A 25,272-nucleotide genomic window follows, 5' to 3' on the forward strand; every position below is an offset into this window, starting at 1 on the left:
ATGTTTTCAGATAAACAAAAACCTAGAAATATGAGCGAAATAGGCGGACAACCCAACAGAATAGAAAAAAACACAAGAATTAAAGGAGATATCGTTTCTGAAGCAGATTTCAGAATAGATGGAAAATTAGACGGTAATCTAAAAACTACTGGTAAAGTAGTAATAGGTAAAGACGGTTTAATTAAAGGAAAAGTAGAGTGTGTAAATGCAGATATTGATGGTAGCTTTAATGGCGAATTAATTGTGTCTGATTTATTATCTTTAAAATCATCAGCTGTAATTGAAGGTACGGTTACTGTAACTAAATTGGCTGTTGAGCCAGGAGCTGCATTTAATGCGTCTTGTTCAATGAAAGGTAGAGGTGGATCTTCTGCATCTACTAGCGCTACAGCTTCTTCAAGTGGCTTTAAGTCTTCTTTTGGTAGTTCAAACTCAGGAAGTGAAAAAGCAAAAGCCTCTTAAGAAAAAAAACAATCTGAAAAATGTGGCAATGCTTTCTGGTATTGGCATTGAGATGGGTGCTATAATTTTTTTGGCAGCTAAAGGTGGGCTTTGGTTAGACTCGCATTATCAAACGGAAAAAAGAATTTTTACAGCAATTGCCACACTAATTGGTGTGGCAATTGCTATTTGGGTAGTTTTGCGTCAGTTAAAACGAATTAAGTATTGATGCAAAAACTAAGTCCTGTTATTCAATTTGTTCTTCTTGTAGTACTTACCTTAATAGTAGTTTTTGTTATTCATACGTACTATTTAGATGCCATGGGACTTCCTGTTTTTGGAAACAAACTACGATTGTCTTATGTTGTTAATGCTTCACTAGCTCTTATAATTTACATTTCACTTTATCAATTAAGGTTTAAGCTAAAGGACTACATCGGATTTCTTTTTATGGGAGGTAGTTTTATTAAATTTATTTTCTTTTTCATTCTTTTTTATCCTTCATATAAAATGGATGGAGAAATGAGCAGATTAGAATTTGCAGCTTTTTTTATTCCTTATGTAATCTGCCTGTTTTTTGAAACTGTATACATGGCAAAAATGTTACGTAATCTAAAATAATTCCCTGTATTGTTGCCGCTTCTAATAGCTTAAAAATAAAGATTTAAAATGCTTTTTTCTTTTTGGAAGAATGCCGTACATTTGCAGCGATTTTTAGAGACCGATATTTTTGAGCAATATGCGCATATACTTTACGAAATTCCTTTTGGTGGCAGCACTACTCCTAAGTGCTAGTTCATTTGCTAAAGAAGTAAGTACTTCTGATGAGCCTAAAAAAGACCTCAAAACCGAAATTAAGGAGTACGTTCAACACCACCTTAAAGACTCACATGATTTTTCCTTGTACTCATATACAAACGAACAACACGAGCATGTTTATGTTGGTTTTCCCCTTCCAGTTATTTTGTGGGATGGCGGTTTAAAAGTATTTTCTTCTTCCAAATTTCATCATGGTGAAGAACTTGCTGAGATAGATGGTAGTTACTATAAATTATATCATAGTAAAATTTACAAGACGGACGCAGAAGGAACCATCAATTATGATGAAGCGCATCACCCAGTAAATGAAAAGCCAATTGATTTTTCAATTACGAAAAGTGTGGTAATGATTTTTATCACATGTTTATTGATGTTCTTTTTGTTTAGCGGTTTGGCTAAGTCTTATGTTAAAAATAGCGGGATACCAACAGGAGCTGGTCGCTTTTTTGAGCCTATAATTCTCTATATTCGTGATGATATTGCAAGACCAAATATTGGTGAAGAGAAGTATAAGAAATATATGCCTTATCTATTATCCATATTTTTCTTTATTTGGTTTCTAAATATTTTTGGTTTAACGCCGTTGGGTGTAAATGTTACTGGAAACATTGCCATAACCTTTGCATTAGCGCTGCTAACTTTTCTTTTTACCAACTTTACAGGAACAAAGGATTACTGGAAACATATTTTTGATCCATTAGGAGATACGCTTCCATGGTATGGTAAACTTCTATTATATCCTATTTTAATTCCAATTGAAGTATTGGGAATATTTATTAAACCTTTTTCATTGTTAATTCGATTGTATGCGAACATGCAAGCGGGCCATATTGTTTTAATGAGCTTAATCGGATTGATGTTTATATTTAAAAGCTGGTTGGGCAGTTCGTTGTCATTCGGCTTAGCATTCGCTATATCTTTAATTGAGATTTTAGTAGCCTTATTACAGGCATATATTTTCACAATGTTATCAGCGTTGTATTTCGGATTTGCGAGTGAATCGCATGCACATGCTGAAGAGCATGAAGGTGAAATTCAGCATTTGTAATATTAATTTTATTAGCCTTAAAGTGCTAATAGTAAGATTGAATTTTTAATTTTTAAACTATATATATTATGGAAATTCCAGTAATGGTAGGTGCAGGTTTAGTTGTGATCGGTGTTGGTATCGGTATCGGTAAAATTGGTGGTTCAGCAATGGACGCTATTGCACGTCAGCCTGAAGCTTACGGAAAGATTCAGACAGCGATGTTAATTGCTGCTGCACTTATTGAAGGTATTGGATTTGCTGCATTATTTGCAGTATAATTCTGTGTTTTTAAGTAACAGTTGCAACGGTTGGTTGTAGCTGTTACTTTATTTAAAAATTAAGAGTTTTATAAAGTAATTAGAAATGGAAAAATTAATAGAAGAATTTTCTTTTGGACTGTTTTTTTGGCAAACATTATTGTTCGGCCTTCTACTTTTCTTATTGTGGAAATTTGCATGGAAGCCTATTTTAAGCGCTGTTAACGAGCGTGAAGATGGTATCAAAGATGCATTGGCTGCTGCAGAGGAAGCTAAAAAAGAAATGCAAAATGTTACTGCTGATAGTGAGAAGCTATTGAAAGAAGCTAGAGCGGAACGTGAAGCTATGATGAAGGATGCTCGTGAGATGAAAAATAAAATCGTGGAAGATGCTAAAGACGCTGCAAATGTTGAGGCTGATAAAATGATTAAACAAGCTCAAGCTACTATCCAAAGTGAAAAGAAAGCTGCAGTCGCTGATATTAAAAGTCAGGTAGCTAACCTTTCTGTGGAGATTGCTGAAAAAGTTATTAAAGAACAACTTTCCAACAAGGACAAGCAATTGAAATTGGTTGATGAAATGTTGGGCGATATCAAATTGAACTAAGCATGAGCAATTCAAGAGCAGCCATACGTTACGCAAAAGCAATTTTAGATTTAGCTGTTGATAATAAAGCAACAAGCGCTATTGAAAATGATATGCGTTCAATTGTTGCAACTATTGCTGATAGTGCTGAATTGCGTGAGATGTTAGCGAGTCCTGTAATTAAAGGTTCTGATAAGAAGAGTGTTCTTTTAGAAGTGTTTAAAGGAAGTCATGCTATTTCAGAAGGTTTAATAGGCATGCTAGTAGACAACAAAAGAGTGTCTTTATTAAGTGAAATTGCTGAGAAGTATATCATATTAAACGAGCAGTTAAAAGGTGAAGGTGTAGCGTATGTTACTACCGCAGTACCATTAACGCCCGAAATGGAAAAGAAGATATTGAATAAGGTTGAAAGCATGACTGATAACAAAGTGGTGCTTAAGAACAAAATAGACGAGAGTATTGTTGGTGGTTTTATTCTTAGAGTAGGCGATTTACAATACGATGCTAGTATAGCAAACAAATTGAGTAATTTAAAGCGAGAATTCGCAACGAGTTTATAATAATTAAGGCAAAGACGCCTAAGACTTATATCTAGAAAAATGGCAGGAGTAAAAGCCGCTGAGGTATCAGCAATCTTAAAAAAACAATTATCAGGTTTCAAGGCTGAAGCCTCTTTAGACGAGGTAGGTACAGTATTGCAAGTTGGTGATGGTATTGCCCGTGTATACGGACTATCAAATGTGCAATATGGAGAATTAGTTGAATTCGAAGGTGGCCTTGAAGGTATCGTACTTAACTTGGAAGAAGATAACGTTGGTGTTGTACTATTAGGTCCTTCTCGTGGAGTTAGCGAAGGTGCAGTGGTAAAACGTACACAACGTATTGCTTCACTAAAAGTTGGTGAAGGTATTGTTGGTCGAGTTGTTGATACATTAGGTATTCCAATCGATGGTAAAGGTCCGATAGTAGGTGAAACATATGAAATGCCACTAGAGCGTAAAGCACCAGGTGTAATTTTCCGTGAGCCGGTAACTGAGCCATTACAGACTGGTATTAAGGCAATCGATGCCATGATACCTGTAGGTAGAGGTCAACGTGAACTTGTTATTGGTGACCGTCAGACTGGTAAAACAACAGTTTGTATTGATACCATTTTAAATCAAAAAGAATTTTACGATGCAGGTGAGCCTGTTTATTGTATATATGTAGCTATTGGTCAAAAAGCTTCTACTGTTGCTGGTATTGCAAAAGTATTAGAAGATAAGGGCGCATTAGCTTATACAACTATAGTTGCTGCCAATGCATCTGATCCTGCTCCAATGCAGGTATATGCTCCTATGGCAGGTGCTTCTATTGGTGAGTATTTCCGTGATACTGGTCGTCCAGCATTAATTATCTATGATGATTTGTCAAAGCAAGCAGTTGCTTATCGTGAGGTGTCACTTTTATTAAGAAGACCACCGGGTCGTGAGGCGTATCCTGGTGATGTATTCTACCTTCACTCTAGATTATTAGAGCGTGCTGCAAAAGTTATCAATGATGATGAAATTGCAAAGAACATGAACGATTTACCAGAAGTTTTAAAACCAATGGTAAAAGGTGGCGGTTCGTTAACAGCACTTCCTATTATTGAAACACAAGCAGGTGATGTATCTGCTTATATTCCTACCAACGTAATTTCGATTACGGATGGTCAAATTTTCTTAGAGCAAGATTTATTCAACCAAGGTGTAAGACCAGCGATTAACGTAGGTATTTCTGTATCTCGTGTTGGTGGTAACGCTCAGATTAAATCAATGAAGAAAGTTGCAGGTACATTAAAACTGGATCAAGCACAGTTCCGTGAATTGGAAGCTTTTGCTAAGTTTGGTTCAGATTTAGATGCAGCTACCTTAAACGTTATTGAGAAAGGACGTAGAAACGTTGAGATTTTAAAGCAAGCACAGAACGATCCATTTACTGTTGAAGATCAGGTTGCTATAATATATGCAGGTTCTAAGAACTTATTACGTGATGTACCCGTTGAAAAAGTAAAAGAATTTGAACGTGATTATATTGAATTCTTGAATGCTAAGCATAGAGATGTATTAGATACTTTAAAGTCAGGTAAATTGACTGATGAAGTTATTGATGTATTAACAGCAGTATCAAAGGATCTTTCAGCGAAGTATAAAGGATAGTAAAAAGTAAAAAGTATTGAGTGAGATAACTTAATACTTTTTGTTATTTACTTAATACTATAAAGTATGGCAAACTTAAAGGAAATAAGGAATAGGATTGCATCGGTTTCATCAACCATGCAGATTACCAGTGCTATGAAAATGGTATCTGCGGCCAAATTAAAAAAGGCTCAAGATGCTATTACGGCAATGCGTCCTTATGCCAATAAATTGACAGAGCTGTTACAGAATTTAAGCAGTAGTCTTGAGGCGGGCAATAAATTTTCTGATCAACGTGAGGTGAAAAAGGTGTTAGTAGTTGCTATTACTTCTAATAGAGGTTTGTGTGGAGCTTTTAATACAAATATCATTAAGCAGAGTACTTTATTAGTTGAAGATACGTATGCAGGAAAGCAAGTTGATATTGTTGCTATTGGTAAAAAGGCGAATGATATTCTTGGAAAGAAATTTAATATTATTGCCAATCATAGTGAGGTTTATGATGATTTAACTTTTGATAATGTTGCTGCAATTGCTGAAGGGTTAATGGAGCAATTTACCAATGGTTCTTATGATAAGATTGATATCATCTACAATAAGTTTAAGAATGCCGCTACTCAAATAATTATGACGGAGCAATTCTTGCCAATTGTACCAACAGTAGGTGGTGAGGTTTCTAGTAAGGATTATATTTTTGAGCCATCAAAGCCAGAAATTGTTGAGCAACTAATTCCTAAGTCTTTAAAAACACAATTGTACAAAGGTATTCGTGATTCTTTTGCAAGTGAGCATGGTGCGCGTATGACAGCGATGCACAAGGCTACAGATAACGCTACGGAGCTTAGAGATCAATTGAAATTGACATATAACAAAGCAAGACAAGCTGCTATTACCAATGAGATATTAGAAATTGTTGGTGGTGCTGAAGCATTGAACAATTAAGCTTAAATCCTTATAGGGATTCAAAAATAATATAACCTCACAGCAATGTGGGGTTTATTTTTGTACTAACATTTTAATTCAGTTTTTTTACCCGACTTTTGCCCTCATCATGCAATCAAACAAAAAGGCTTTACTATTTATCTTTATTACCATACTAGTTGATGTAATTGGTATCGGAATAATTATACCTATTATTCCCGATTTAATTATGGAATTGACAGGGGAAGGCACAGCGCAAGCCGTAATTTACGGCATGTGGTTGATGACTGCTTATTCCGGAATGCAATTTTTGTTTTCACCAGTTTTGGGTGAAATCTCCGACCGATATGGAAGACGCCCTATTCTATTATTGGCACTTTTAGGATTGAGCATAGATTATTTAATTCATGCTTGGGCTCCGACAATCATGTGGTTATTTGTAGGTCGGTTTTTAGCGGGAATTACAGGAGCTAGCTTTACGGTGGCCTCAGCATATATTGCTGATATTAGTACAAAAGAAAATAAGGCAAAAAACTTTGGACTTATTGGCGCAGCTTTCGGCTTAGGGTTTATTATTGGGCCGGGTATCGGAGGGTTTTTCGGTGATATAGATATTCGTTTACCATTTTACATTGCAGCCGGACTCACTTTTACAAATTTCGTTTTTGGTTATTTCTTTGTGCCTGAATCTTTAACTGAAGAAAATAGGCGGCCTATTAATGTTTTAAAAATGATTCCAGGTGTTTCGTTGGTGAGCTTACGAAACTATAGAGGAGTTTTGTTATTAATATTTGCTTTTTTCTTGGCGAATTTGGCGGGGCAAGCCTTGCCATCAACATGGTCGTACTATGGTATTGAGCGTTATGATTGGAGTCCTAGAGAAATAGGAGTATCACTTATGGTAGTTGGATTGCTAGTCGCTATTGCTCAAGGGTTTTTAGTAGGTGTCGTGGTGAAAAAATTTGGCAAGAAAAAAACTATAATTGCGGGGTTTATGCTTTGGACAATAGGTATGTTCTTGTTCTCACAAGCTGAAGAGCCATGGATGTTATATGCGTATTTAATTCCGTATGCTTTTGGTGGTGTTGCTGGGCCGACTATTCAAGGAGTTATTTCAAATCAAGTATCAGAAAAAGAACAAGGAAACCTTCAAGGTGCCATTACAGGTTTAGTAAGTGTAACTGCAATTATAGGCCAATTGGTGTTCTCATCGGTATTTTATTACTTTATTCGACCTGAAGGAGCTGTTTATTTCCCAGGAGCGCCTTATGCGCTAGCGTCTATATTTCTATTAGTTGCATTTGTATTTGCAGTTATAGCCATGAAGAAAATGGACTTGGATTCTGACATCCAATTGGAAACCCAACAATTATAATTCTACATAGAATCTTTTAAGCAAGTGTTTAAAAACAGGCACTAATTAGGTACTTTTGATAACGTAAACAAAAGCACTTTTGAATCCACTTAAAAAACTCTTTAAGCAAACCGCCATTTATGGCCTGGCAACTGTGCTGCCGCGTGTGCTTAACGTTTTGCTACTGCCATTATATACAGGTGTTTTAGAAACCGCCGGATATGGCAGGGTTACAGTAATCTTTTCCTGGATAGCAATATTCAACGTTTTCTTGGCTTATGGGATGGAAACGGCTTTTTTTAGGTTTTACAATAAGGCGGAGGACAAAGAAAAAGTGGTGTCGACTTCCCTTATTTCAATTCTAGGCTCAACACTATTGTTTGCTGTATTTGCTTTAATTTTTCAGAATTCGATGTCAAGTGCTTCTAATATCGATGTGCAGTTTATTCGTTACGCTATTGCCATTATCGTTTTAGATGCCTTTGTTATCATTCCATTTGCGTGGTTAAGGGCGAATGAACGCCCCATGAAATATGCCATTATTAAGATAGTTAATGTGGTTATTAATTTAGGATTAAACCTCTTTTTCCTAATTCTATTACCAAAAATGGTTCAGGAAAATCCGGATGGATTTTTAAGTTCCTTGTACGTTGCTGACTTTGAAATATCCTATATATTTATTTCTAATCTAATAGCAAGTGCTGTTACCTTTTTATTGATGCTGCCCTTATATTTAAAAAGTAAATATGATTTCGATGTTTCATTATGGAAACAAATGTTTAAATATGCATGGCCTGTTTTGGTGGCTGGTATAGCTTTTACAATCAATGAAGTATTCGATAAAATATTACTCGAACGTTTACTACCTGAAGATGTAGCCGACAGTGAAACTGGAATGTATGCTGCTTGCTATAAATTGGGCATGTTTATGACTTTGTTTGCTACAGCTTTTAGAATGGGAATCGAACCATTCTTTTTTAGTCATGCAGAGTCTGAGAATCCACAAAAAGCATATGCTCAGATTACCAATTATTTTGTAGTGCTAGGCAGTATTATTTTACTTGGTGTTGTAGTATATGCCGATTTGTTTAAAGTCTTATTTATACAGAATTCAGAATATTGGGAGGCTATGAAAATTGTGCCACTTATTCTATTAGCAGGGTTCTTCCTAGGAATATATCACAACCTTTCTGTTTGGTATAAGGTAACCGATAAAACACTTTATGGTGCTTTCATATCAGTAATTGGCGCTTGTATAACAATTGGTATAAACTTTGCTTTAATTCCAGTTTTAGGCTATATGGCATCAGCAATAGCTACGGTCTTAGCCTATGGTAGTATGATGGTGCTTTCATATTATTTTGGGAAGTCGCACTATCCCATACCATATAATTTTAGAAAAATTCTATTCTATTTAAGTGTTTCAATCTTGTTTTCTGGATTAGCGTTTTATGTTTTTAATAGAAATATGATTATTGGTACTGTGCTCTTACTATTGTTTTTAGGCCTAGTATATAAAATGGAAAATGAAATGTTGCGAAAGATATTTCTTAGGAAAGGTTGAAAAGAGTATAAAGTAAAAGAATAGTGGAAACAGGAATGCTTTGACAATGGTCAGCGGTCTTCCATCATAAATTCAAAAAGAAAAATGAATATCAGAATAATAAATAAATCGGCACATGCACTGCCGCATTACGAAACAGGTGCATCAGCGGGAATGGATTTAAGAGCCAATATTTCTACTTCACAAACGTTACAACCTTTAGAGCGTACAATCATCAAAACAGGACTATTTATAGAGCTTCCTGTGGGCTTTGAGGCGCAAGTGCGACCGAGAAGTGGTTTAGCAGCGAAAAAGGGTATTACAGTACTTAATGCTCCCGGAACAGTAGATGCGGATTACAGAGGTGAAATAGGCGTAATTTTAGTCAATTTATCAAATGAGTCCTTCACGATAGAAAACGGCGAACGTGTTGCCCAATTGGTAATTGCTAAGCATGAACGAGCGGAATGGATTGAGGTTGAAGAACTTTCTGAAACAGCAAGAGGCGAAGGAGGTTTTGGAAGTACAGGGGTTAAGTAATTCAATTGGAATAGTTCTTGTATTGTTTTTTCATCAATATTAATTTTGATGAAGATGAGAAGGCCTTTTGAGATTGTTGTACTCTTTATTTTAATAGGTTCTAACACTTTTTTAAGTGCACAAGAATTGGAAAGATTTAATGTTAATTCAGACTATATCTTTAATACATGGGTTTTTTCAGAAGAAGAAAGTAATTCTGAAGTTGAAGTTTATAGTAATGAAGCATATTATCTAACCGAAGAAAATGATAAAAGCACTGAGTGGACGTTTACACAATATGATGATGTTTTTCTAAATGATTATATAAAAGCAAGAAAGGTTTTTGTTCCAAATAAACCAAGACGTGATGGTATTTGCAATAGAGGAGGTAAATATGTGTTTGTGCCTTCGCAGAGAATTCAAGGTAAATGGAGAATAAATATGATTAATGATGAATTGATTTTAAAGCTTAATTATTTTGAGGCAATTAGTGGTAGGCGTCTCAAATTAAAATCAACTAAAGAGTTTCGGGTTGTACATTTGAGAAGAAATAAAATGGTGCTTAGGAAATTAGAAAAGGAGATATAAGTGAGAGTCAAGTTGTATATGTTGTTGTTTATCTGCGGAGTCATTGCAATTCCGAAGCTTATGTACGCCCAAGAAGAAACTCCAGATATTAACGTTGAAGAAAGTGCAGAAGTCTTTTTAGAGGAGTATTCCGATGCTTTTCAAGAGAACTTTTTTGAAGCTTTAAAGCAAAAAGGAATTGAGAATTACGATAAGGCAATAAATCTGCTTTTAGAATGCAAGCAATTGCAACCCAATAATATTGTCGTGGATTATGAATTGGCAAAGTCCTACTTAGCAGATAAGCAATATATCACGGGACAAGAATATGCCATTAAAGCCGTAAATAATGAGCCTGGTAATTTATGGTATCTAAATGTTTTAGTAGAACTCGTTCAAAAACAAGGCAATACTATTGAAGGAATAAAATCGCAGTTGTCATTTTCAGATCAACAATTAAAAGAAAACTTGGCACTTATTTATTATCGCCAGAAAAAATATGAGCAAGCCTTAAAAATACTAAGTCCTTTAGATGCCTCAATTTTTTCAGAAGAGCTGGAGTCGAAAATAAACACGGCAATAAAAAGAGTAGCTACTAAGGCAAAGACCTTAGATAGTAACACGACAACAATTGATAAAAACCCTTTGGAAGCGTATAAAACGGAGATAAAAAATCTAATTATAAGTGATAATAACGAGCAGTTATTTAGTTTAAGTCAAGAGGCTTTAGATACCTACCCATTACAACCTTATTTCTATTATGCGAATGGATATGCCTTAAATAAAATGGGCAAAAATAAAGAGGCTATTGAAGTTTTAGAATCAGGAATGGATTATTTGTTGGAAGATGTTGCACTAGAAAATAAATTTTACAGCGAATTGGCTAATGCATATACTACTATGGGCAATTCGGTAAAGGCGAATATGTATCTTAGTAGAGTAAAACCCGGATTTTAATGCGAAAGTGGCGTATGATGAGTGAATTGAAAAATAGAATTGTACTTTTTGTTTTGCTGGTAATCGTAAGCTCTTGCGGAACTAAAAAGTTGGCTACAGATGGTTCTGTAAATAGTAAAATGTCGGCTAAAAATGTAATTCGCCAACACTATTTAAATCAGCTTGATTTTAAGACCATAGTTGGTAAATTAAAAATTGACTATTCCGATGGAGATGGTTCTCAGGGGCTATCGGTAAGTCTTAGAATGGAAAAGGATAAGGCTATTTGGATTAGCGCACCGTTAGGTATTGTAAAGGCATACATTACGCCCAATCGTGTTAGTTTTTACAACAAATTAGAGAATGAATATTTCGATGGCGATTTTTCTTATTTAAGTAATATTTTGGGCACCGAACTTGATTTTGAAAAAGTACAGAATTTACTCTTAGGTCAGGCACTTTTTAATTTAAGGGAAGAGCCTTATTCATTAACAGCAGCTACAGATAACTACGAATTAAAACCCAAAAGTGCAGGGACTTTATTTAAAATTCTATTTCAAATAGAACCGGATAATTTTAAAATGGCTTCGCAACAAATATCCCAACCTCTGCGCAAACGGCTTCTCGATATCAACTATAAGAACTATCAGAAAATCCATAAATGGATTTTGCCTAGCGAAATCAAAATTGTGGCTATTGAAAAAGAGAAGCGCAATATAATTGATATAGAATATCGCAATATTGAGTTTGATCAAGACTTGCGATTTCCTTATAAAATACCAGATGGATTTAAAGAAATCGTTTTAACTAAGAATGACTTCTAAAAGGCGCCACATATTTTTTGTTGTTCTATTACTGTTTATAACGGTTGGTACACATGCGCAAAATACTGATCAAGAAAATTTAGAAGCCAAGCGTGAGGCACTTCAAAAAGAAATAGAAGATATAAATCGTTTACTTTTTGCCGAAAAAAAAGAACGCGGTAATGTTTTAGAGCAAATGGAAGCGCTTGATAATAAAATAAAAGTACGGCAAAAACTTATTGATGTTACCAATGAGCAAAGCAATGCTTTGAATAAAAGTATTAATGAGAATGTTGAAAATATATCAAGATTAAAAAAAGAATTGCAAGAACGAAAAGATGAATATGCTGCGCTTATTCAAAAGTCTTATCAAAGTAAAGTACAGCAAAGTCGGTTAATGTTTTTATTGTCTTCTGAAAATTTTGTGCAGGCGATGAAACGGCTTCAATACATAAAACAATATACAGATTATCGTAAGTCGCAAGGTTTGGCTATTTTAACTAAAACTGATGAGCTTTCTGCGCGTAATCTCCAGCTTACCGAACAACGAAAAAAGGCAGACCGTTTAATAGCTGCAAATAAGCGAGCTAAAGGCGAGATATTTAAGGAGATTAAAGTTCAAAAAGAACTTTTGGCTACTATTCGCAAAAATGAAAGTCAGTATACCGCTGAGGTTCAAAAGAAGAAAAAGGAAGCACGTAAAATAGATCAACAAATAGACGCTTTAATTCGTGCTGCCATTGTAGCTTCCAATACAAAGAATGAAAAACAAGGTAAAAAAGCAGTAAGCTCAGATAAGTTTGTGCTAACGCCCGAAGCTTCATTAATTGCCAATAATTTTGCTGCGAACAAAGGAAAGTTGATTTGGCCTGTTGATAGAGGTATTAAAAGCCAAGGTTTTGGAATATACCCAGATGCAGTTTATCCGGGAATCAAACACGAGAGTAACGGAGTTATAATTACCACAGAAGAGGGTACAAGAGCTCGTGCAATTTTTCAAGGTGAAGTTATTGCGATTATGAGTGTTCCGGGCGGAAATAATGGTGTAACACTAAAACACGGTAATTATATAAGCACCTATTACAATCTTTCTGCAGTGTTTGTGAAGAAAGGTGATGTTGTTGCTGCCAAAGACGAATTAGGTAAAGTTGCTACCAACCGATTAAATGGCCAAACAAGATTAAAATTTTATCTTTATGAAGACACTGAAAAACTAAACCCAGAAGAGTGGGTGTTTCGACTTTAAAAAGAATTTGATGAAGAAAATTACAGGTTTACAAGGGACTTTTGAATTGCATAATGGCATTAAAATGCCGTATCTGGGCTTAGGCACTTATCAATCGGCAAATGATCAAGAAGTTATTAATGCAGTTCAGTCTGCAATAGATTTCGGATATCGCCATATCGATACGGCCGCTGTTTATGGTAATGAAGAAGGTGTGGGAAAAGGGATTAAGGCAAGTAATGTGGCGCGGGAAGACATATTTGTTGTAAGTAAAGTTTGGAATAGCGATCAAGGATATGAAAGTACTTTAAGTGCTTTTGAAGCTACTTTAGAACGATTAGATTTAGAATATCTCGATTTATATTTAATTCATTGGCCAGTAAAAGAAAAGTACAAAGATACTTGGCGAGCACTGGAAAAATTATACCGCGAAAAGCGCATCCGAGCGATTGGTGTCAGTAATTTTATGAAACACCATTTAGAAGATTTGATGGAGGGTTCGGAGGTAATTCCGATGGTAAACCAGATGGAATTTCACCCGTATTTAGTAAATCAAGATTTAGTTGATTTTTGTGTTTCAAAAGGAATTCAATATGAAGCTTGGTCACCCTTTATGCAGGGCAAATTATTTAGCTTAGATATCTGTAATGAATTATCTGAAAAGTACGGAAAATCGCCAGCGCAGATAATTTTACGTTGGAATTTACAGAAGGGCATCGTAACTATTCCGAAGTCTTCTAAAAGCCAACGTATTATTTCAAATGCCGATGTTTTTGATTTTGAATTGAGTGCCGGAGAAATCGCACAATTAGATAGCCTTGATAGAGGAGAACGCATTGGTCCAGACCCCGATAATTTTAGTTTCTAAGAGGCGGTAAAAAGCGCTTTCAATTCGGTAGCTTCACTAGGCTTCATTTTGTTGGCAAGTACAAGGCTCAACTGTTTTCTTCGTAAAGCAGCATCAAAACGTTCTATTTCAAGTGCAGTTTCTGGTGCCAAAGCAGGAACTTCTGTTGGTCGCCCGGCATCATCAACAGCTACAAAAGTATAAATTGCCTCATTGGCTTTTGAACGCTCACCAGTAAACCGGTCTTCCATCCAAACATCAATATAAACTTCCATAGAAGTTCTAAATGCTCTTGAAACGGCAGCATCAACAGTAAGAACACTACCTACTGGCACGGGATGATTAAAGGCAACATGGTTCACAGAAGCAGTAACTGTAATTCGTCTACTGTGTCGCCTTGCCGCAATACTAGCAGCACGATCCATACGTGCTAATAATTCACCTCCAAATAGATTGTTTAAAGGGTTTGTTTCACTTGGTAAAACCATGTCTGTCATGATAGTTCGTGATTCGCTAGGCTTTTTAGCTTGCATTCGATTTCTTTTTCCGGCAAAGATAGGTGCTTATGTAGAAAAATATCGGAATATTACTTATTTAGAAACTAAACCGGAGTTTAGTAAATAAGTCAATAATAAAAGGAATAAAATTATATTGTAAGCAACTACTTAACCGACTTTAACCACGCATCTCTAGATTGCGTTTGTCTAATCTTCTGAAGTGCGCTTAATGCCTCTTGAGGATTTTTGTAGCTATCGTATGTAACAATGTGCAAACCAAAATCGTTGGTACCCAAATACGTTGCATTATAGCCGCTTTGCTTTAGTTGGCGAATTTTGCGTTGTGCATTTCTTTCAAATCGAAAAGCACCAGCAATAACATGATGTGTTTTTTCTGGTGAATTGGGATCAAAACTCGGATTTATAACAGATTCTGCTTCCAATTCTAAAACGGGTAATTCTAATGGAGTCGTATCAAAAAAAGTAGCTTGTTGTATCGTTTTAGAAACTTGTTCTTGTGCTTCTTCAAATGCAACTTGCTTGTTGTGCTTCATTTCATTTAAAGTGCGGTAGCCTGTAAATCCTGCTGATACAGCCAACAAGAAAATAGCAGCGTATTTTAAATACGGCCTGTAAGAAGACGTTTCGCGCTGCTCTGGGGTAATTATAAAAGGTATTTTTTCTTCTAATTCTTGTACTTCCTCTTTTAAATCTTCTCTTATAATTGGCGCAGCAACAAAAGTTGATAATCCGAAGGAAGAAGTAAGGTAGTTTACACGTTCCGAAGGTTGAAACTGAGTTTTTTGCTCATCATTCAACCAAATGTCCCCAATGTTTTCTAGTTTAATTCGGTTGCCCATTTTTAAACTATGCTTCCACTCATTGGCAGCTTCAGTTACCTTTTTCAACATGGTTTCATAGCTTACATTTTCGGCATTTGCCATGTAAGAAACCAATAAACCATCATTTGTGGTCAATTGATTGTTAAATGAAAGCGTTTTAGAAGGTGGATAAAAAGTATTCGAAGTTTTGTGTAATCCGGCAGATTTTCTTTGAGTAAGAAAAGCGCCAAACTCTGGTACCACTACACAATTGTAACGATATAAAAGTTCAGAAATATAGTGTTCTAATACCATGCATTGCAAATATCGAAATTTTTTTGCGCCTCTCGTCACGTAAATTTGCTTTTTATTAACATTAAAAAAGGTGTATTTTGTGGATAACTAACAACCAATAACTTAGAATGTATTGAATGTCTGAAAATGAAATTATAGCATTACTTCGTTTGCAACACGTGCCAAATATTGGTGATGTGACTGCAAAAAAGCTTATTTCATTTTGTGGAAGTGCGGCGGCAATTTTTGAAGATAAACTCCACCACCTTCAAAAAGTAGATGGGGTTGGTAGTTTTAAGTTAAAAGGACTTTTCGATACAGAACACCTAGAAGCGGCAGTGACCGAACATTCATATCTACAAAAGAATGACATTAGCTTTACTTACTTTATGGAGCCTGATTTTCCGGCGTATTTAAAGCATTGTATCGATGGTCCCATTTTGTTATTTAAGTCTGGTAATATAGACCTAACCCAGAAAAAAATCATCAGTATCGTAGGTACACGAAAGATTACCAGTTACGGCACAGCATTCTGTGAAGAATTTATTGAAGCTATTACGCCTTTAGACCCTATAATTGTGAGTGGTTTTGCTTATGGTGTTGATATTTGTGCACAACGAGCAGCAGTAAAACATGGTTTACAAACTATTGGTTGTTTAGCACACGGATTAAATCAAATTTATCCGAAAGTACACAAAAGATACATGGCCGATATTGAAAAAAACGGAGGCTTTTTTACCGAGTTTTGGAGTAATAGTAGTCCGGAACGAGAGAATTTCTTAAAGCGGAATAGAATAATTGCGGGAATGAGTGAGGCTACTATTGTTATAGAGTCTGCTGAAAAAGGCGGTAGTTTAGTAACTGCTGATATTGCTAATAGTTATAATAGAGATGTGTTTGCAGTACCTGGGCGATCTCACGATAAGTTTAGTGTTGGGTGCAATAACTTAATAAAACAACAAAAAGCGCAGATGCTAACTTCTGCTGCAGATTTGGTTTATAATCTGGGATGGGAGCTTGAGAATAAGAAGTCTGCTGTAGTACAAAAACAACTATTTGTTGAGTTGGATGACAATGAGAAACACATTTATTCTTATTTACAAAAGGAAGGAAAGCAGTTGCTAGATGTTATTTCTTTAGATTGTAAGATGCCAGTATTTAAGGTTTCATCAACTTTATTAAATATGGAAATGAAGGGCGTAATACGCCCGCTACCCGGAAAATTGTTTGAAGCTATTTAGGAAATTATTTATATTCTTTAAATACTGAAATCAGTAATAGCAAATTCTCTAATTCACAAGTTTGTTGTAGAAGTATCCAAATGCAGCGATAAATAGCGTTTGCCTTTTTAGATTTTAACTATTTTTGCGCAAATTATATATCAAAAATGAATAAATACATCCTAATAACTATTGTGCTTTTTCTAGGTTTTAATGGCATAGCTCAAAAAAAGAAAGATCTTATAAATGAGATAGCTCAACTTAAGGCAAATAAGACCGAATTGCAAGAGAAGTTAGCTGCCATTGAAAAATCAAAAGAAGTAAACCTAAAAGATAGTATTCAGGAATTCAGTTACGCCTTTGGTGTAAGTATCGGGGGTAATTTAAAAACGATAGGTTTTGATTCTATTTCATATAATACGTTTTCGGTAGCTGTGGAAGACGCAATAAAAGGTAAAGAAAAAATCACACAGGCGGAGGCACAAAATATTATACAAACTACGATTCAGAAAGTGCAAGAGGCTGAAGCAAAAGAGAAAAGTGCGGCGGGTATTAAATTTTTGAAGGAAAATGGGAAAAGACCTGAAGTTGTAACTACCGAAAGTGGATTACAATATGAAGTTTTAACGAATGGAGAAGGCGCAATTCCAGTAGCATCAGACCAAGTAAAAGTTCATTATTCCGGTATGTTAATTGATGGTGCAGTATTCGATAGCTCAATTGAACGTGGTGAACCTTCGATTTTTGGAGTGACTCAGGTAATTAAGGGTTGGCAAGAAGCCTTGCAATTAATGCCAGTTGGCTCAAAATGGAAAGTTTTTATTCCGCAAGAGATAGCTTATGGGCCAAATGGTAGAAGTCCATTAATAGCGCCTTATTCTGCTTTAATTTTTGAAATGGAGCTATTGAGCATTGAGAAATAGACTTTAATATTACACATAAGAACCAACTGAACGGTTTTAGTTTTATACAAAGTATTACTAAATGTTCATGATAAAAGGGTTTTATCGATGAAATTCCTTCCTTCGTCTTTTCTTTTATAAACTAGTGAAGCCGAGAAAGTGAACATTACCAACCACTGGGTTGGTTTGAGTTATTTACATTTTTGAGGTGTCTTCATCGCTTACAATTATTTTTTGATAACCAGTTACCGGTTTTCCATCATGAGTCATGCCTTCTGCACGTATCAAATATTCTCCAATTGTGTCACTCGTGTAGAACTCAATTTCAGCATTATCATTCTCGTTAACCGAAATGTTCGGTTCCCAATAGAGCGTAGTGCGGTAATCGGGCTTCTTGTGGTTTGGTGCTAAAACAGCATAATTCGGAGAGTAGAACTCTCTAGTTTTATAAAATCCAGCAATCGTAAAGTTGGCGATATTTGGTTGTCTTTTCGGTTTATCATCAAAATCTTCACCTCTTTTAGTATATATCGCAATTACTCCGTTGGCAGAATTCATACCGTATATAGCGGCATCTGCACCTTTAAGCACATCAATAAATAAAACATTAAAAGGACGCATACTGCTGACTACGCTTTCTGGAACAGGCATGCCATCTAACAAATAAAGCGGAGTAGCCTCTTTAAAACTTGTCCGGCCCCCAATTTGCACAGATTGCTGTGGATAATTTCCAGTAACCTTCACGCCAGGAGTATGCCTTACAATATCAAGAACACTACCAGTTTGCATCCACCGATTTTCATCAGGAATATGTCTGTTTTGAGCCTGGCCGTATAAAGTTCTGGCATTCATTTTTTCGTTAATAAGTTCTTCTCTTGTTTTGGCTTTAGTTCGCACTATCACTTCTTTTAACTTTGTAACTTTTTTGTCATATTTAAAATCGGTCATTTGTTTAATTCTGGCTTTTTCGAGATAGGGTTGTGCATTGTTCGTTGCTATTGGTGATATCGAACGGACTACATTATCCTTAAATGGTACATTAGGAAATGGTGGGTCTAGATGAATGGCCAGCTCATTGTTATTGTTTTGTGACAAACTTTTCGCATTAATAATGGTTTCAACAGAGTCTTGAAAAAAGAAGGGTCCGAATGTAAATTGTCCCTTAGCATTAGTCGTTTCTTTGCTTTGGTATATATCTTGCGCCAAGATGCCAAGGGTAGTTATTGCCTCTTTTGGTTGATGGGGATTGTTTGAAGCAGCTATTTTCCCACTTATTACAATACCTTTTTCCGGATGAAAAGGCAATTTATCTGTCTTTTGGTTTTTGAACGATTTCCAGGTAAACCTTCGCCAATCATGTGTAAGCATCAATAGGTCTAAAAGGTTTTTGCGACCCTTAACTTTTTTGTCAAAAAAATAATCTGGATTTGCTATTGTACCGCCCATATCAGAGTTTAACAATATCCAACTTTTAATGTTTTCCGAAGCATTATTTAGTCCATTTTTGGCAACTACACTTAAAGAAAAATCGCCATCTACATGTCTTCCATTATCATCGATTACTGCAAGTTTTAAATTGACTTTATCACGTAAATTGTACTTTGATTGGTCAGTGACTAATGAGAACTTTAATTCGTTTTTTGGATTTTCGACAAATATTAGACGCTCACAGACTGGTTCCCCGTTAGGGGTGAAAAGTGTAAAATGTACAATACCATCTTGAAGTTTTGAAGTCAATAATTTAACGGTATGGATATTCTTGTCTTTTGAGTTAAGTGCCTGCTTTAAGATTACTTTGCCACGTATATGGCCTAATAAAATCAAACCTTTTAAGCCATTATTAATATTAGTAGAAACCCGAATACGTAATTGCTCCTCTAAATTGAAAATTTGTAGACCGTATCCTCTAGTTTTGGGTTCAGGAATGGTATATTTTTTAGTGTAGCCATCGATTTCAAATTTGGCGTAATACTTCGAACCAGATTCAATCGTAAAGTGAGCTTTACCTAGACCGTATTGGTATGTTTTGAAAAAAGCTACTGGGTTATTTTCTTGATTATAAATTTCTCCTATTGAAGCAATACCGTTACCTGCTTGGTCGGTTATCTTTATGCCCAAAACACAATCAAGATCAGTAGTTAAATCACCTCCTTCAGGAAAAAATTGAACAATTGATTCATTAGTATCTAGTTTTGTAATCTCATTTGGAGAATTTTCCGATATTGTTTTGTTTGTTGACGTGCTGCTGTTCGAATTTAACGGCTGTGCCCAAATATTAATTTCCTTTTTATAAAAAATGGGATCTTCATCGTTTAGAATATATTTTGTGTAGACTCTTAAAGTGTAGTGTCCTTCTTCAATCTCATCAGGTATTCTAATGTCTCCCGAAACCCCTAATTGTCTGACAAATAACTTTCGTTGCGAAACTATATTTTTGTTCCAATCTATGAGATCAACATATACAACTTTACTCTTAGTACTGTGCATGTGGTTTAACCCGTTCAATAAGTAAGTTTTGAACCAAATAACCTCTCCATTAGTATAAAAATCCTTGTCGGTCTGTATGTAGACTTTTTCCGGTTCATTAATATTTGCATAAGTCGCGAGTTTACCCAAGATATTTTTAAATGTAGTATTTTCTTGAGCCGAAGTACTTGAGATAAAAAACATCCAGACAATACAAAGAAGGACTAGATGGTTTTTAGAGACTCGCATAGAAGATAGACATGAAGTTCGTAATAAAAATACGAATAAATTGAATTTAGATAAATTTGCGTATTATAAAAACCTCTTTTCCAGTTATTAAGTTTCGAAATAAAGGTTCTTATTCGTTTAATACCCGGAGAGTGTTTGAACTAATTTAGATTTTACAAACTAGTGAGTCGCTAGTGCATTCGGATTTAGCTAGAGACTGCTTAATTACAACGGTTCATCGATAAAATACGTTGTAAATCTATGGTTTTAATAAAGGAAGTCTGCTGACAATTATTAAAACAAACTGAATGGTCTTTTCTTCTAGTTAGTAGCCTATTTTAGCGCGAACACGGTTTAAAACACCATCAGCTACTATTTTGGCTTTGGCAGCTCCCTGAGCAAGCGCCTCATCTATCTCATTTTTGTTGTTCATGTAGTAATCAAACTTTTCACGAGCAGGTCCGAATTTTTCAAGAATCACTTCGTAGAGTTCTTGCTTTGCATGACCATAGCCGTAGTTGCCATTACGATAGTTTTGACGCATTTCTGCAATTTGGTCTTCATTTGCTAATAATTTATACAAGGCAAATATATTGTCGGTATCGGGGTCTTTTGGGTCTTCCATCGGAGTACTATCCGTCTTAATTCCCATAATCTGTTTTCGAAGTTTCTTGTCTGGCTGAAAAAGACTGATGAGGTTTCCTTTACTTTTGCTCATTTTATCACCATCCGTACCGGGCACATATTTGGTGTCTTTATGTATTTCACCTTTAGGCAAAACAAAAGTTTCTCCCATTTGGGCATGAAAACGAGAAGCAACATCTCTAGTAATTTCGATATGTTGCAATTGGTCTTTTCCAACAGGTACTATTTCAGCATCGTAAATAAGTATATCGGCAGCCATTAACATCGGGTACATGAATAGACCAGCATTAACATCTTCTAATCGGCCTGCTTTGTCTTTAAATGAGTGTGCTAACGTCAATCTTTGAAACGGAAAAAAACAGCTTAAATACCAAGCAAGTTCTGAAGTCTGAGGCACATCACTTTGGCGGTAGAAAATGGTTTTTTCAATATCGAGATCAAAAGCCAACCAGGTTGCTGCCGTGGCATAGGTATTATTTCGCAATTTATCCCCATCTTTAATTTGGGTCATCGAATGCATATCTGCAATAAATAAAAAGGATTCATTATTTGGTTGCGCTGCCATTTCAATGGCAGGCATTATAGCGCCTAATATGTTTCCTAAATGTGGTGTTCCTGTGCTTTGAATTCCTGTTAAAATACGTGCCATGTGTTAATTTTGTGAAAGGGACAAAGGTAAAACAAATAGCAAATAACCCTATGAATTTGCTACTTTTGATTTCATGCTTCAGTTGATTAAAAATTTAGGGTATACGTTTTACCGAATTTGGTTTTATTTTTTAGTGGCTGTGCCAATAGTTGTATTCTTTCCCTTTCTGTTGTTTTTTACCTTGAGTGAGAAAACATATCCCCAGTTTTTTTGGATGGCTCGTAATCTTTGGGCAAGGCCAATTTTGTATGGAATGGGCTGTCCACCGAAAGTTGTTTATGAGGAAAAGTTGGAAAAAGGTAAAAGTTATATGTTGGTGGCCAATCACACAAGTATGCTCGATATTATGTTGATGTTGCACGTTAGTAGAAATCCATTTGTTTTTGTGGGTAAGAAAGAACTGGCGAAAATTCCACTTTTCGGTTTCTTTTTCAAACGCGTTTGTATCATGGTCGATCGTTCTAATAGTGGTAGTAGAACAGGTGTGTATCGAAGAGCGCAAAGACGATTATCACAAGGATTAAGCATTTGTATTTTTCCAGAAGGAGGGGTGCCTGAAGATGAATCAGTAATTTTGGACACTTTTAAAGATGGTGCTTTTAAGATGGCATTATCTCATAAGATTCCGATAGTGCCAATTACTTTTTTAGATAATAAGAAGCGATTTTCATTCACTTTTTTAAGTGGAGGCCCCGGTAGAATAAGATCAAAGGTGCATCCATTTTTTAAAACAGGACTCTTAGATGAATCGGATAAAGAAATGCTTCGCGAACAAGTAAGAGCAGTAATATTAAAGGAGTTAGAATCCAGAGTTTTGTAAAACAAAAAACGCCTCAATACAAAGATTGAGGCGCTTAAAAGACCTGATAACCACAACAGGTCTAATCTTTTATTTAATTAGAATTTAAAATTAATTCCACTGTAAACTCCAACTGAAAATGGATTAAAGCTGCCGGAGGTGTCTGAAAATGTACCCAATTGGTATTTGAATACTGGTTCTACATTAAACCTGATTTTTGTGGAAAACTTGTAATTAAGTCCGAATCCGACATTGGTGCTAAAATTTACATCATTTAAATTGTTGGCTTCTCCGAGTTCAATAGTTTCATCGGCACCGTTTAATGCTACCGAGTTGTTGGTTAAAAATAAGGTACTAACACCACCTACTAAGTTTATACCAAAACGATTTTCTATAAGCGCATAATCTAGTTCTACAGGCACTTCAATATAACCAAATTCTTGCGCCATTACTCCATTTCTAGAGCTGTTGTTTGATATTACATCAGACGATCTATTGGCAAGGCTAGCAACGTTTTCAGATTTGTTGCCAACGGCTACATTTTCAGAGGACTCTGTATAATTTACATTGTTTAATCTACTAGATAATGAACCTTGTAAAGAGGGAGAAAATTCAACTTCGTTGGTATTGTAACCATAATTTACTTTGTTTACACCTGAACGTAGACTCAATTTTTTCGAAACATCATAGGCTACTGATAAACCATAGCTCATATTAACTATTCCAGATTTAGAGTTGTTATTAAAAGAGGGGTCAATAGAAGAGCCTTCACCGAAAGAATTAAAGTAAACAGGAGCCAGATTAGCACCAATAGACCATTTACTATTAGAAGCTTCAGCAAGCACTTCCTCTTCTTCATTTTGTTTTTCTATTTCATCGAAAATAGATTTCTTCCCTTCTTCTAAACCTTCAATGATTTCCTCCTTTTCGGTTACACTGGATAAACTTTCTTCGATGCTATTTTTATTAGGCAGTTGAGTTGAAGTTAGATTAGAAGCTGAATTACTTTTGTCAAAACTTCCATTGTCATTTACAGCAATACCGTTGTTGGAATTGGAAGTATTTTCCTGGGTTGTGCTAGTATTTTGTTCCGCCTGTACTCGCTCAGAATTATCTATTTTTTCTGAAGTTGTTATAGCCAATTGTGTTGTCGAAGTTGTTTTTTGGCTCGCATTAATATCTGATTGTTTTACAGAATTTTGTACTGCGATTTTTGTTGCCACTTGTGTAACACCAGTTTTTTCAATAGCGCTAGATTCTTCAGTTGCTGTATTGGCAACTTTAATTTGGTCGTCCACTGAACCGTCGAATAGGATTGTTTTAGAATCTGATTTGTTTGTGGCATTTTGAGGTGCTACATTTTCAATATCGGTTATTTTTGGAGAAATAGTGTTTTCTGCTTCAGAAGGATTATACAACGTAAAAAACACGGCAAGGACAGCTGCAACGCCACCCAATTGCCACCAAAAGGGAACTATTTTTCGCGATTTTTTCTTGTCTAAGGAAGCTGAAATGGAATTCCAGACATGTTCTTCGGGTATTTCATTAAAGTCTTTCAACTTTTCTTGAAATAGTTTATCTATGTTTTTTTTGCTCATTATGCAATGCTTTAGTTCGTGTTTTGAATAATTGAGATGCCGGTTGAGAACATTTCAATCAATTATAATATGCCGATAATCACAATTCCGATTATCGACCTAGCGGTTTCTGTTTCTATTTTCTCTTTTAATATGCTTCTTGCTCTCGCAAGGTTCGATTTTGATGTGCCTGTTGAAGTCCCTACGATGGAACTTATTTCTTTATGAGAATATCCATCTAAAACATAGAGGTTAAATGTGAGTCTATATTTATTCGGTAATTCTTGTATGTATTGCAACAGTGTTTCTAGCGAAATATGTGAATATTCAGAATCTATTTCAATAATTTCTTCTGCATTATCGGTTACAATATTTAAATGCTCTTCTTTTCTGTATTTCTGTAAAACTGTATTTACTGTTATTCTTTTTAACCACCCTTCAAAAGAGCCTTTCGCTTTGTACTGTCCTATTTTATCATAGATAGTCATAAAACTATCGTGAAGATTATCTTCAGCTTCCGTTTTATTGCGCGAGTATTTGAGGCAAATACCGAACAGTACACCGGAATACTTGCGGTATAATTGCTCTTGTGCTTGCCTGTTGCCTTTTTTACAATTGTCTATGAGTTCTTTCAGACTCAAATTATTGGTATTGGTAGGGTTATAGTAATCGATTTAAATTCGACTAATCAATAGGAACTTCAATTTCTAAAAACTGTGCTTCTCCATTTGCGTCTTGGCCTTGCCAAAATTTAAAAAGATAATCTTGGTTATGCACTACTTTAAACAAAAAACTTTCCTCACGGTCTACAATTGCTTGATTGCATTGTAAGTCTATATTTCTTGATCCAATCGCTACAACTTCTCTAATAGTAGTGTCTTTTTGTACTACATCGAAAGTTTCAAAATAGGTGCAGCCATCAGGCGCAGCATACCTTACTTTAATTTCATAGGTATTACCTAATGAAAAAGACTCTGGCAGATCTGCTTCTGAAATTTGTAGTGCCTTAAATTCTATAGTGTCTCCATCATCTTTGGAACAAGATACAGTAGAAATAGCTAATGCAGCTAACAAGATGACTGTGTACATCTTCTTCATAATATGACTTTTTATCATATAAGATGAAAACATAGGTGTTTGGTTGCGTTTATTGCAACAATTAAA

27 protein-coding genes are annotated in these 25,272 nt (G+C 35.4%); 20 read left to right on the forward strand and 7 right to left on the reverse strand.

What is annotated here, in order from left to right:
- From UH7x_RS07795 to UH7x_RS07875, 17 genes are all read left to right on the forward strand, one after another.
- Nucleotides 1-462 (forward strand): bactofilin family protein, encoded by a 462-nt coding sequence (locus UH7x_RS07795; protein WP_482363163.1) that lies wholly within the window; start codon nt 1-3, stop codon nt 460-462.
- The gene (locus tag UH7x_RS07800) at nt 440-670 is read left to right on the forward strand and encodes an AtpZ/AtpI family protein (protein WP_482363164.1); all 231 of its coding nucleotides are present in this window, start codon (nt 440-442) and stop codon (nt 668-670) included. The genes UH7x_RS07795 and UH7x_RS07800 overlap by 23 nt, the downstream gene beginning before the upstream one ends.
- Complete coding sequence (locus tag UH7x_RS07805; protein ID WP_482363165.1) at nt 670-1,062, forward strand: DUF6168 family protein; 393 nt, start codon at nt 670-672, stop codon at nt 1,060-1,062. The genes UH7x_RS07800 and UH7x_RS07805 overlap by 1 nt, the downstream gene beginning before the upstream one ends.
- Nucleotides 1,063-1,180: 118 nt before the next feature.
- The gene (gene atpB / locus UH7x_RS07810; protein ID WP_482363166.1) at nt 1,181-2,308 is read left to right on the forward strand and encodes a F0F1 ATP synthase subunit A; all 1,128 of its coding nucleotides are present in this window, start codon (nt 1,181-1,183) and stop codon (nt 2,306-2,308) included.
- A 68-nt stretch (nt 2,309-2,376) separates the two neighbouring features.
- Nucleotides 2,377-2,568: an ATP synthase F0 subunit C gene (gene atpE, locus UH7x_RS07815; RefSeq protein WP_091865249.1), complete on the forward strand. Its 192-nt coding sequence runs from the start codon at nt 2,377-2,379 to the stop codon at nt 2,566-2,568.
- A gap of 85 nt (nt 2,569-2,653) precedes the next feature.
- Complete coding sequence (locus tag UH7x_RS07820; RefSeq protein WP_482363167.1) at nt 2,654-3,154, forward strand: F0F1 ATP synthase subunit B; 501 nt, start codon at nt 2,654-2,656, stop codon at nt 3,152-3,154.
- Between the two features lie 2 nt (nt 3,155-3,156).
- Complete coding sequence (atpH, locus tag UH7x_RS07825) at nt 3,157-3,696, forward strand: ATP synthase F1 subunit delta (RefSeq protein ID WP_482363168.1); 540 nt, start codon at nt 3,157-3,159, stop codon at nt 3,694-3,696.
- Nucleotides 3,697-3,735: 39 nt separating this feature from the next.
- Nucleotides 3,736-5,316: a F0F1 ATP synthase subunit alpha gene (gene atpA / locus UH7x_RS07830; protein ID WP_482363169.1), complete on the forward strand. Its 1,581-nt coding sequence runs from the start codon at nt 3,736-3,738 to the stop codon at nt 5,314-5,316.
- 66 nt (nt 5,317-5,382) lie between these two features.
- Nucleotides 5,383-6,237: an ATP synthase F1 subunit gamma gene (atpG, locus tag UH7x_RS07835; protein ID WP_482363170.1), complete on the forward strand. Its 855-nt coding sequence runs from the start codon at nt 5,383-5,385 to the stop codon at nt 6,235-6,237.
- Between the two features lie 109 nt (nt 6,238-6,346).
- On the forward strand, nt 6,347-7,591 hold the full coding sequence (locus tag UH7x_RS07840) for a TCR/Tet family MFS transporter (protein ID WP_482363171.1): 1,245 nt from the start codon (nt 6,347-6,349) through the stop codon (nt 7,589-7,591).
- Between the two features lie 79 nt (nt 7,592-7,670).
- Nucleotides 7,671-9,134 (forward strand): lipopolysaccharide biosynthesis protein, encoded by a 1,464-nt coding sequence (locus tag UH7x_RS07845; RefSeq protein WP_482363172.1) that lies wholly within the window; start codon nt 7,671-7,673, stop codon nt 9,132-9,134.
- A gap of 84 nt (nt 9,135-9,218) precedes the next feature.
- Nucleotides 9,219-9,653, forward strand: a complete 435-nt coding sequence (gene dut / locus UH7x_RS07850) for a dUTP diphosphatase (RefSeq protein ID WP_482363173.1) — start codon at nt 9,219-9,221, stop codon at nt 9,651-9,653.
- 48 nt (nt 9,654-9,701) lie between these two features.
- Nucleotides 9,702-10,220: a hypothetical protein gene (locus UH7x_RS07855; protein WP_482363174.1), complete on the forward strand. Its 519-nt coding sequence runs from the start codon at nt 9,702-9,704 to the stop codon at nt 10,218-10,220.
- Between the two features lie 60 nt (nt 10,221-10,280).
- The gene (locus tag UH7x_RS07860; protein WP_482363175.1) at nt 10,281-11,156 is read left to right on the forward strand and encodes a tetratricopeptide repeat protein; all 876 of its coding nucleotides are present in this window, start codon (nt 10,281-10,283) and stop codon (nt 11,154-11,156) included.
- Nucleotides 11,156-11,959 (forward strand): lipoprotein insertase outer membrane protein LolB1, encoded by an 804-nt coding sequence (lolB1, locus tag UH7x_RS07865; RefSeq protein ID WP_482363176.1) that lies wholly within the window; start codon nt 11,156-11,158, stop codon nt 11,957-11,959. Before UH7x_RS07860 ends, lolB1 begins: the two co-directional genes overlap by 1 nt.
- A complete protein-coding gene (locus tag UH7x_RS07870; RefSeq protein WP_482363177.1) occupies nt 11,949-13,184 on the forward strand; it encodes a murein hydrolase activator EnvC family protein in 1,236 nt (411 codons plus the stop codon). Before lolB1 ends, UH7x_RS07870 begins: the two co-directional genes overlap by 11 nt.
- Before the next feature lie 10 nt (nt 13,185-13,194).
- Nucleotides 13,195-14,031 carry an aldo/keto reductase gene (locus UH7x_RS07875; protein ID WP_482363178.1) on the forward strand — a complete coding sequence of 279 codons (837 nt, stop codon included), beginning with the start codon at nt 13,195-13,197 and terminating at the stop codon, nt 14,029-14,031.
- Here the strand turns inward: UH7x_RS07875 and UH7x_RS07880 are convergent.
- Together UH7x_RS07880 and UH7x_RS07885 are read right to left on the reverse strand one after the other, a co-directional pair.
- Nucleotides 14,028-14,543: an acyl-CoA thioesterase gene (locus tag UH7x_RS07880; RefSeq protein WP_482363179.1), complete on the reverse strand. Its 516-nt coding sequence runs from the start codon at nt 14,541-14,543 to the stop codon at nt 14,028-14,030. The two genes, UH7x_RS07875 and UH7x_RS07880, sit on opposite strands and share 4 nt — an antisense overlap.
- 128 nt (nt 14,544-14,671) lie before the next feature.
- Nucleotides 14,672-15,643 (reverse strand): HU domain-containing protein, encoded by a 972-nt coding sequence (locus UH7x_RS07885; protein WP_482363180.1) that lies wholly within the window; start codon nt 15,641-15,643, stop codon nt 14,672-14,674.
- Between the two features lie 116 nt (nt 15,644-15,759).
- Here UH7x_RS07885 and dprA point away from each other — a divergent pair, with 116 nt between their 5' ends.
- Both dprA and bamJ read left to right on the forward strand, forming a co-directional pair.
- On the forward strand, nt 15,760-16,863 hold the full coding sequence (gene dprA, locus UH7x_RS07890; RefSeq protein ID WP_482363181.1) for a DNA-processing protein DprA: 1,104 nt from the start codon (nt 15,760-15,762) through the stop codon (nt 16,861-16,863).
- 146 nt (nt 16,864-17,009) lie between these two features.
- Nucleotides 17,010-17,765 carry a BamJ family beta-barrel-assembly machinery protein gene (gene bamJ / locus UH7x_RS07895; RefSeq protein WP_482363182.1) on the forward strand — a complete coding sequence of 252 codons (756 nt, stop codon included), beginning with the start codon at nt 17,010-17,012 and terminating at the stop codon, nt 17,763-17,765.
- Nucleotides 17,766-17,939: 174 nt separating this feature from the next.
- On the opposite strand, the gene UH7x_RS07900 is transcribed toward bamJ, so the two are convergent.
- Both UH7x_RS07900 and trpS read right to left on the reverse strand, forming a co-directional pair.
- Nucleotides 17,940-20,414, reverse strand: a complete 2,475-nt coding sequence (locus UH7x_RS07900) for a TonB-dependent receptor plug domain-containing protein (protein WP_482363183.1) — start codon at nt 20,412-20,414, stop codon at nt 17,940-17,942.
- Nucleotides 20,415-20,763: 349 nt separating this feature from the next.
- On the reverse strand, nt 20,764-21,732 hold the full coding sequence (gene trpS / locus UH7x_RS07905; protein ID WP_482363184.1) for a tryptophan--tRNA ligase: 969 nt from the start codon (nt 21,730-21,732) through the stop codon (nt 20,764-20,766).
- Nucleotides 21,733-21,805: 73 nt separating this feature from the next.
- On the opposite strand from trpS, the gene UH7x_RS07910 reads away from it, so the two are divergent.
- The gene (locus UH7x_RS07910; protein WP_482363185.1) at nt 21,806-22,552 is read left to right on the forward strand and encodes a lysophospholipid acyltransferase family protein; all 747 of its coding nucleotides are present in this window, start codon (nt 21,806-21,808) and stop codon (nt 22,550-22,552) included.
- Nucleotides 22,553-22,629: 77 nt separating this feature from the next.
- Here the strand turns inward: UH7x_RS07910 and UH7x_RS07915 are convergent, their stop codons facing one another.
- From UH7x_RS07915 to UH7x_RS07925, 3 genes are all read right to left on the reverse strand, one after another.
- Nucleotides 22,630-24,129 (reverse strand): hypothetical protein, encoded by a 1,500-nt coding sequence (locus UH7x_RS07915; RefSeq protein ID WP_482363186.1) that lies wholly within the window; start codon nt 24,127-24,129, stop codon nt 22,630-22,632.
- Nucleotides 24,130-24,191: 62 nt separating this feature from the next.
- Nucleotides 24,192-24,749 (reverse strand): RNA polymerase sigma factor, encoded by a 558-nt coding sequence (locus UH7x_RS07920; protein ID WP_482363187.1) that lies wholly within the window; start codon nt 24,747-24,749, stop codon nt 24,192-24,194.
- Nucleotides 24,750-24,792: 43 nt separating this feature from the next.
- Nucleotides 24,793-25,206, reverse strand: coding sequence for a hypothetical protein (locus UH7x_RS07925; RefSeq protein WP_482363188.1), 414 nt, complete (start codon nt 25,204-25,206; stop codon nt 24,793-24,795).
- Nucleotides 25,207-25,272 lie beyond the last annotated feature (66 nt).

The organism is Aurantibacter sp. UH7 (assembly GCF_056839165.1).

Excerpts from the sequence above, each read along its gene's own strand:
- atpH (WP_482363168.1), top strand. The coding sequence starts at position 3,157 with ATGAGCAATTCAAGAGCAGCCATACGTTACGCAAAAGCAATTTTAGAT.
- UH7x_RS07915 (WP_482363186.1), bottom strand. The coding sequence starts at position 24,129 with ATGAGCAAAAAAAACATAGATAAACTATTTCAAGAAAAGTTGAAAGAC.
- UH7x_RS07855 (WP_482363174.1), top strand. The coding sequence starts at position 9,702 with ATGAAGATGAGAAGGCCTTTTGAGATTGTTGTACTCTTTATTTTAATA.
- atpE (WP_091865249.1), top strand. The coding sequence starts at position 2,377 with ATGGAAATTCCAGTAATGGTAGGTGCAGGTTTAGTTGTGATCGGTGTT.
- UH7x_RS07840 (WP_482363171.1), top strand. The coding sequence starts at position 6,347 with ATGCAATCAAACAAAAAGGCTTTACTATTTATCTTTATTACCATACTA.
- dprA (WP_482363181.1), top strand. The coding sequence starts at position 15,760 with ATGTCTGAAAATGAAATTATAGCATTACTTCGTTTGCAACACGTGCCA.
- UH7x_RS07885 (WP_482363180.1), bottom strand. The coding sequence starts at position 15,643 with ATGGTATTAGAACACTATATTTCTGAACTTTTATATCGTTACAATTGT.
- UH7x_RS07805 (WP_482363165.1), top strand. The coding sequence starts at position 670 with ATGCAAAAACTAAGTCCTGTTATTCAATTTGTTCTTCTTGTAGTACTT.
- atpA (WP_482363169.1), top strand. The coding sequence starts at position 3,736 with ATGGCAGGAGTAAAAGCCGCTGAGGTATCAGCAATCTTAAAAAAACAA.
- UH7x_RS07870 (WP_482363177.1), top strand. The coding sequence starts at position 11,949 with ATGACTTCTAAAAGGCGCCACATATTTTTTGTTGTTCTATTACTGTTT.
- UH7x_RS07925 (WP_482363188.1), bottom strand. The coding sequence starts at position 25,206 with ATGAAGAAGATGTACACAGTCATCTTGTTAGCTGCATTAGCTATTTCT.
- bamJ (WP_482363182.1), top strand. The coding sequence starts at position 17,010 with ATGAATAAATACATCCTAATAACTATTGTGCTTTTTCTAGGTTTTAAT.
- UH7x_RS07875 (WP_482363178.1), top strand. The coding sequence starts at position 13,195 with ATGAAGAAAATTACAGGTTTACAAGGGACTTTTGAATTGCATAATGGC.
- UH7x_RS07860 (WP_482363175.1), top strand. The coding sequence starts at position 10,281 with ATGTACGCCCAAGAAGAAACTCCAGATATTAACGTTGAAGAAAGTGCA.
- dut (WP_482363173.1), top strand. The coding sequence starts at position 9,219 with ATGAATATCAGAATAATAAATAAATCGGCACATGCACTGCCGCATTAC.
- atpG (WP_482363170.1), top strand. The coding sequence starts at position 5,383 with ATGGCAAACTTAAAGGAAATAAGGAATAGGATTGCATCGGTTTCATCA.
- UH7x_RS07880 (WP_482363179.1), bottom strand. The coding sequence starts at position 14,543 with ATGCAAGCTAAAAAGCCTAGCGAATCACGAACTATCATGACAGACATG.
- lolB1 (WP_482363176.1), top strand. The coding sequence starts at position 11,156 with ATGCGAAAGTGGCGTATGATGAGTGAATTGAAAAATAGAATTGTACTT.
- UH7x_RS07910 (WP_482363185.1), top strand. The coding sequence starts at position 21,806 with ATGCTTCAGTTGATTAAAAATTTAGGGTATACGTTTTACCGAATTTGG.
- UH7x_RS07795 (WP_482363163.1), top strand. The coding sequence starts at position 1 with ATGTTTTCAGATAAACAAAAACCTAGAAATATGAGCGAAATAGGCGGA.
- trpS (WP_482363184.1), bottom strand. The coding sequence starts at position 21,732 with ATGGCACGTATTTTAACAGGAATTCAAAGCACAGGAACACCACATTTA.
- atpB (WP_482363166.1), top strand. The coding sequence starts at position 1,181 with ATGCGCATATACTTTACGAAATTCCTTTTGGTGGCAGCACTACTCCTA.
- UH7x_RS07820 (WP_482363167.1), top strand. The coding sequence starts at position 2,654 with ATGGAAAAATTAATAGAAGAATTTTCTTTTGGACTGTTTTTTTGGCAA.
- UH7x_RS07900 (WP_482363183.1), bottom strand. The coding sequence starts at position 20,414 with ATGTTTTTTATCTCAAGTACTTCGGCTCAAGAAAATACTACATTTAAA.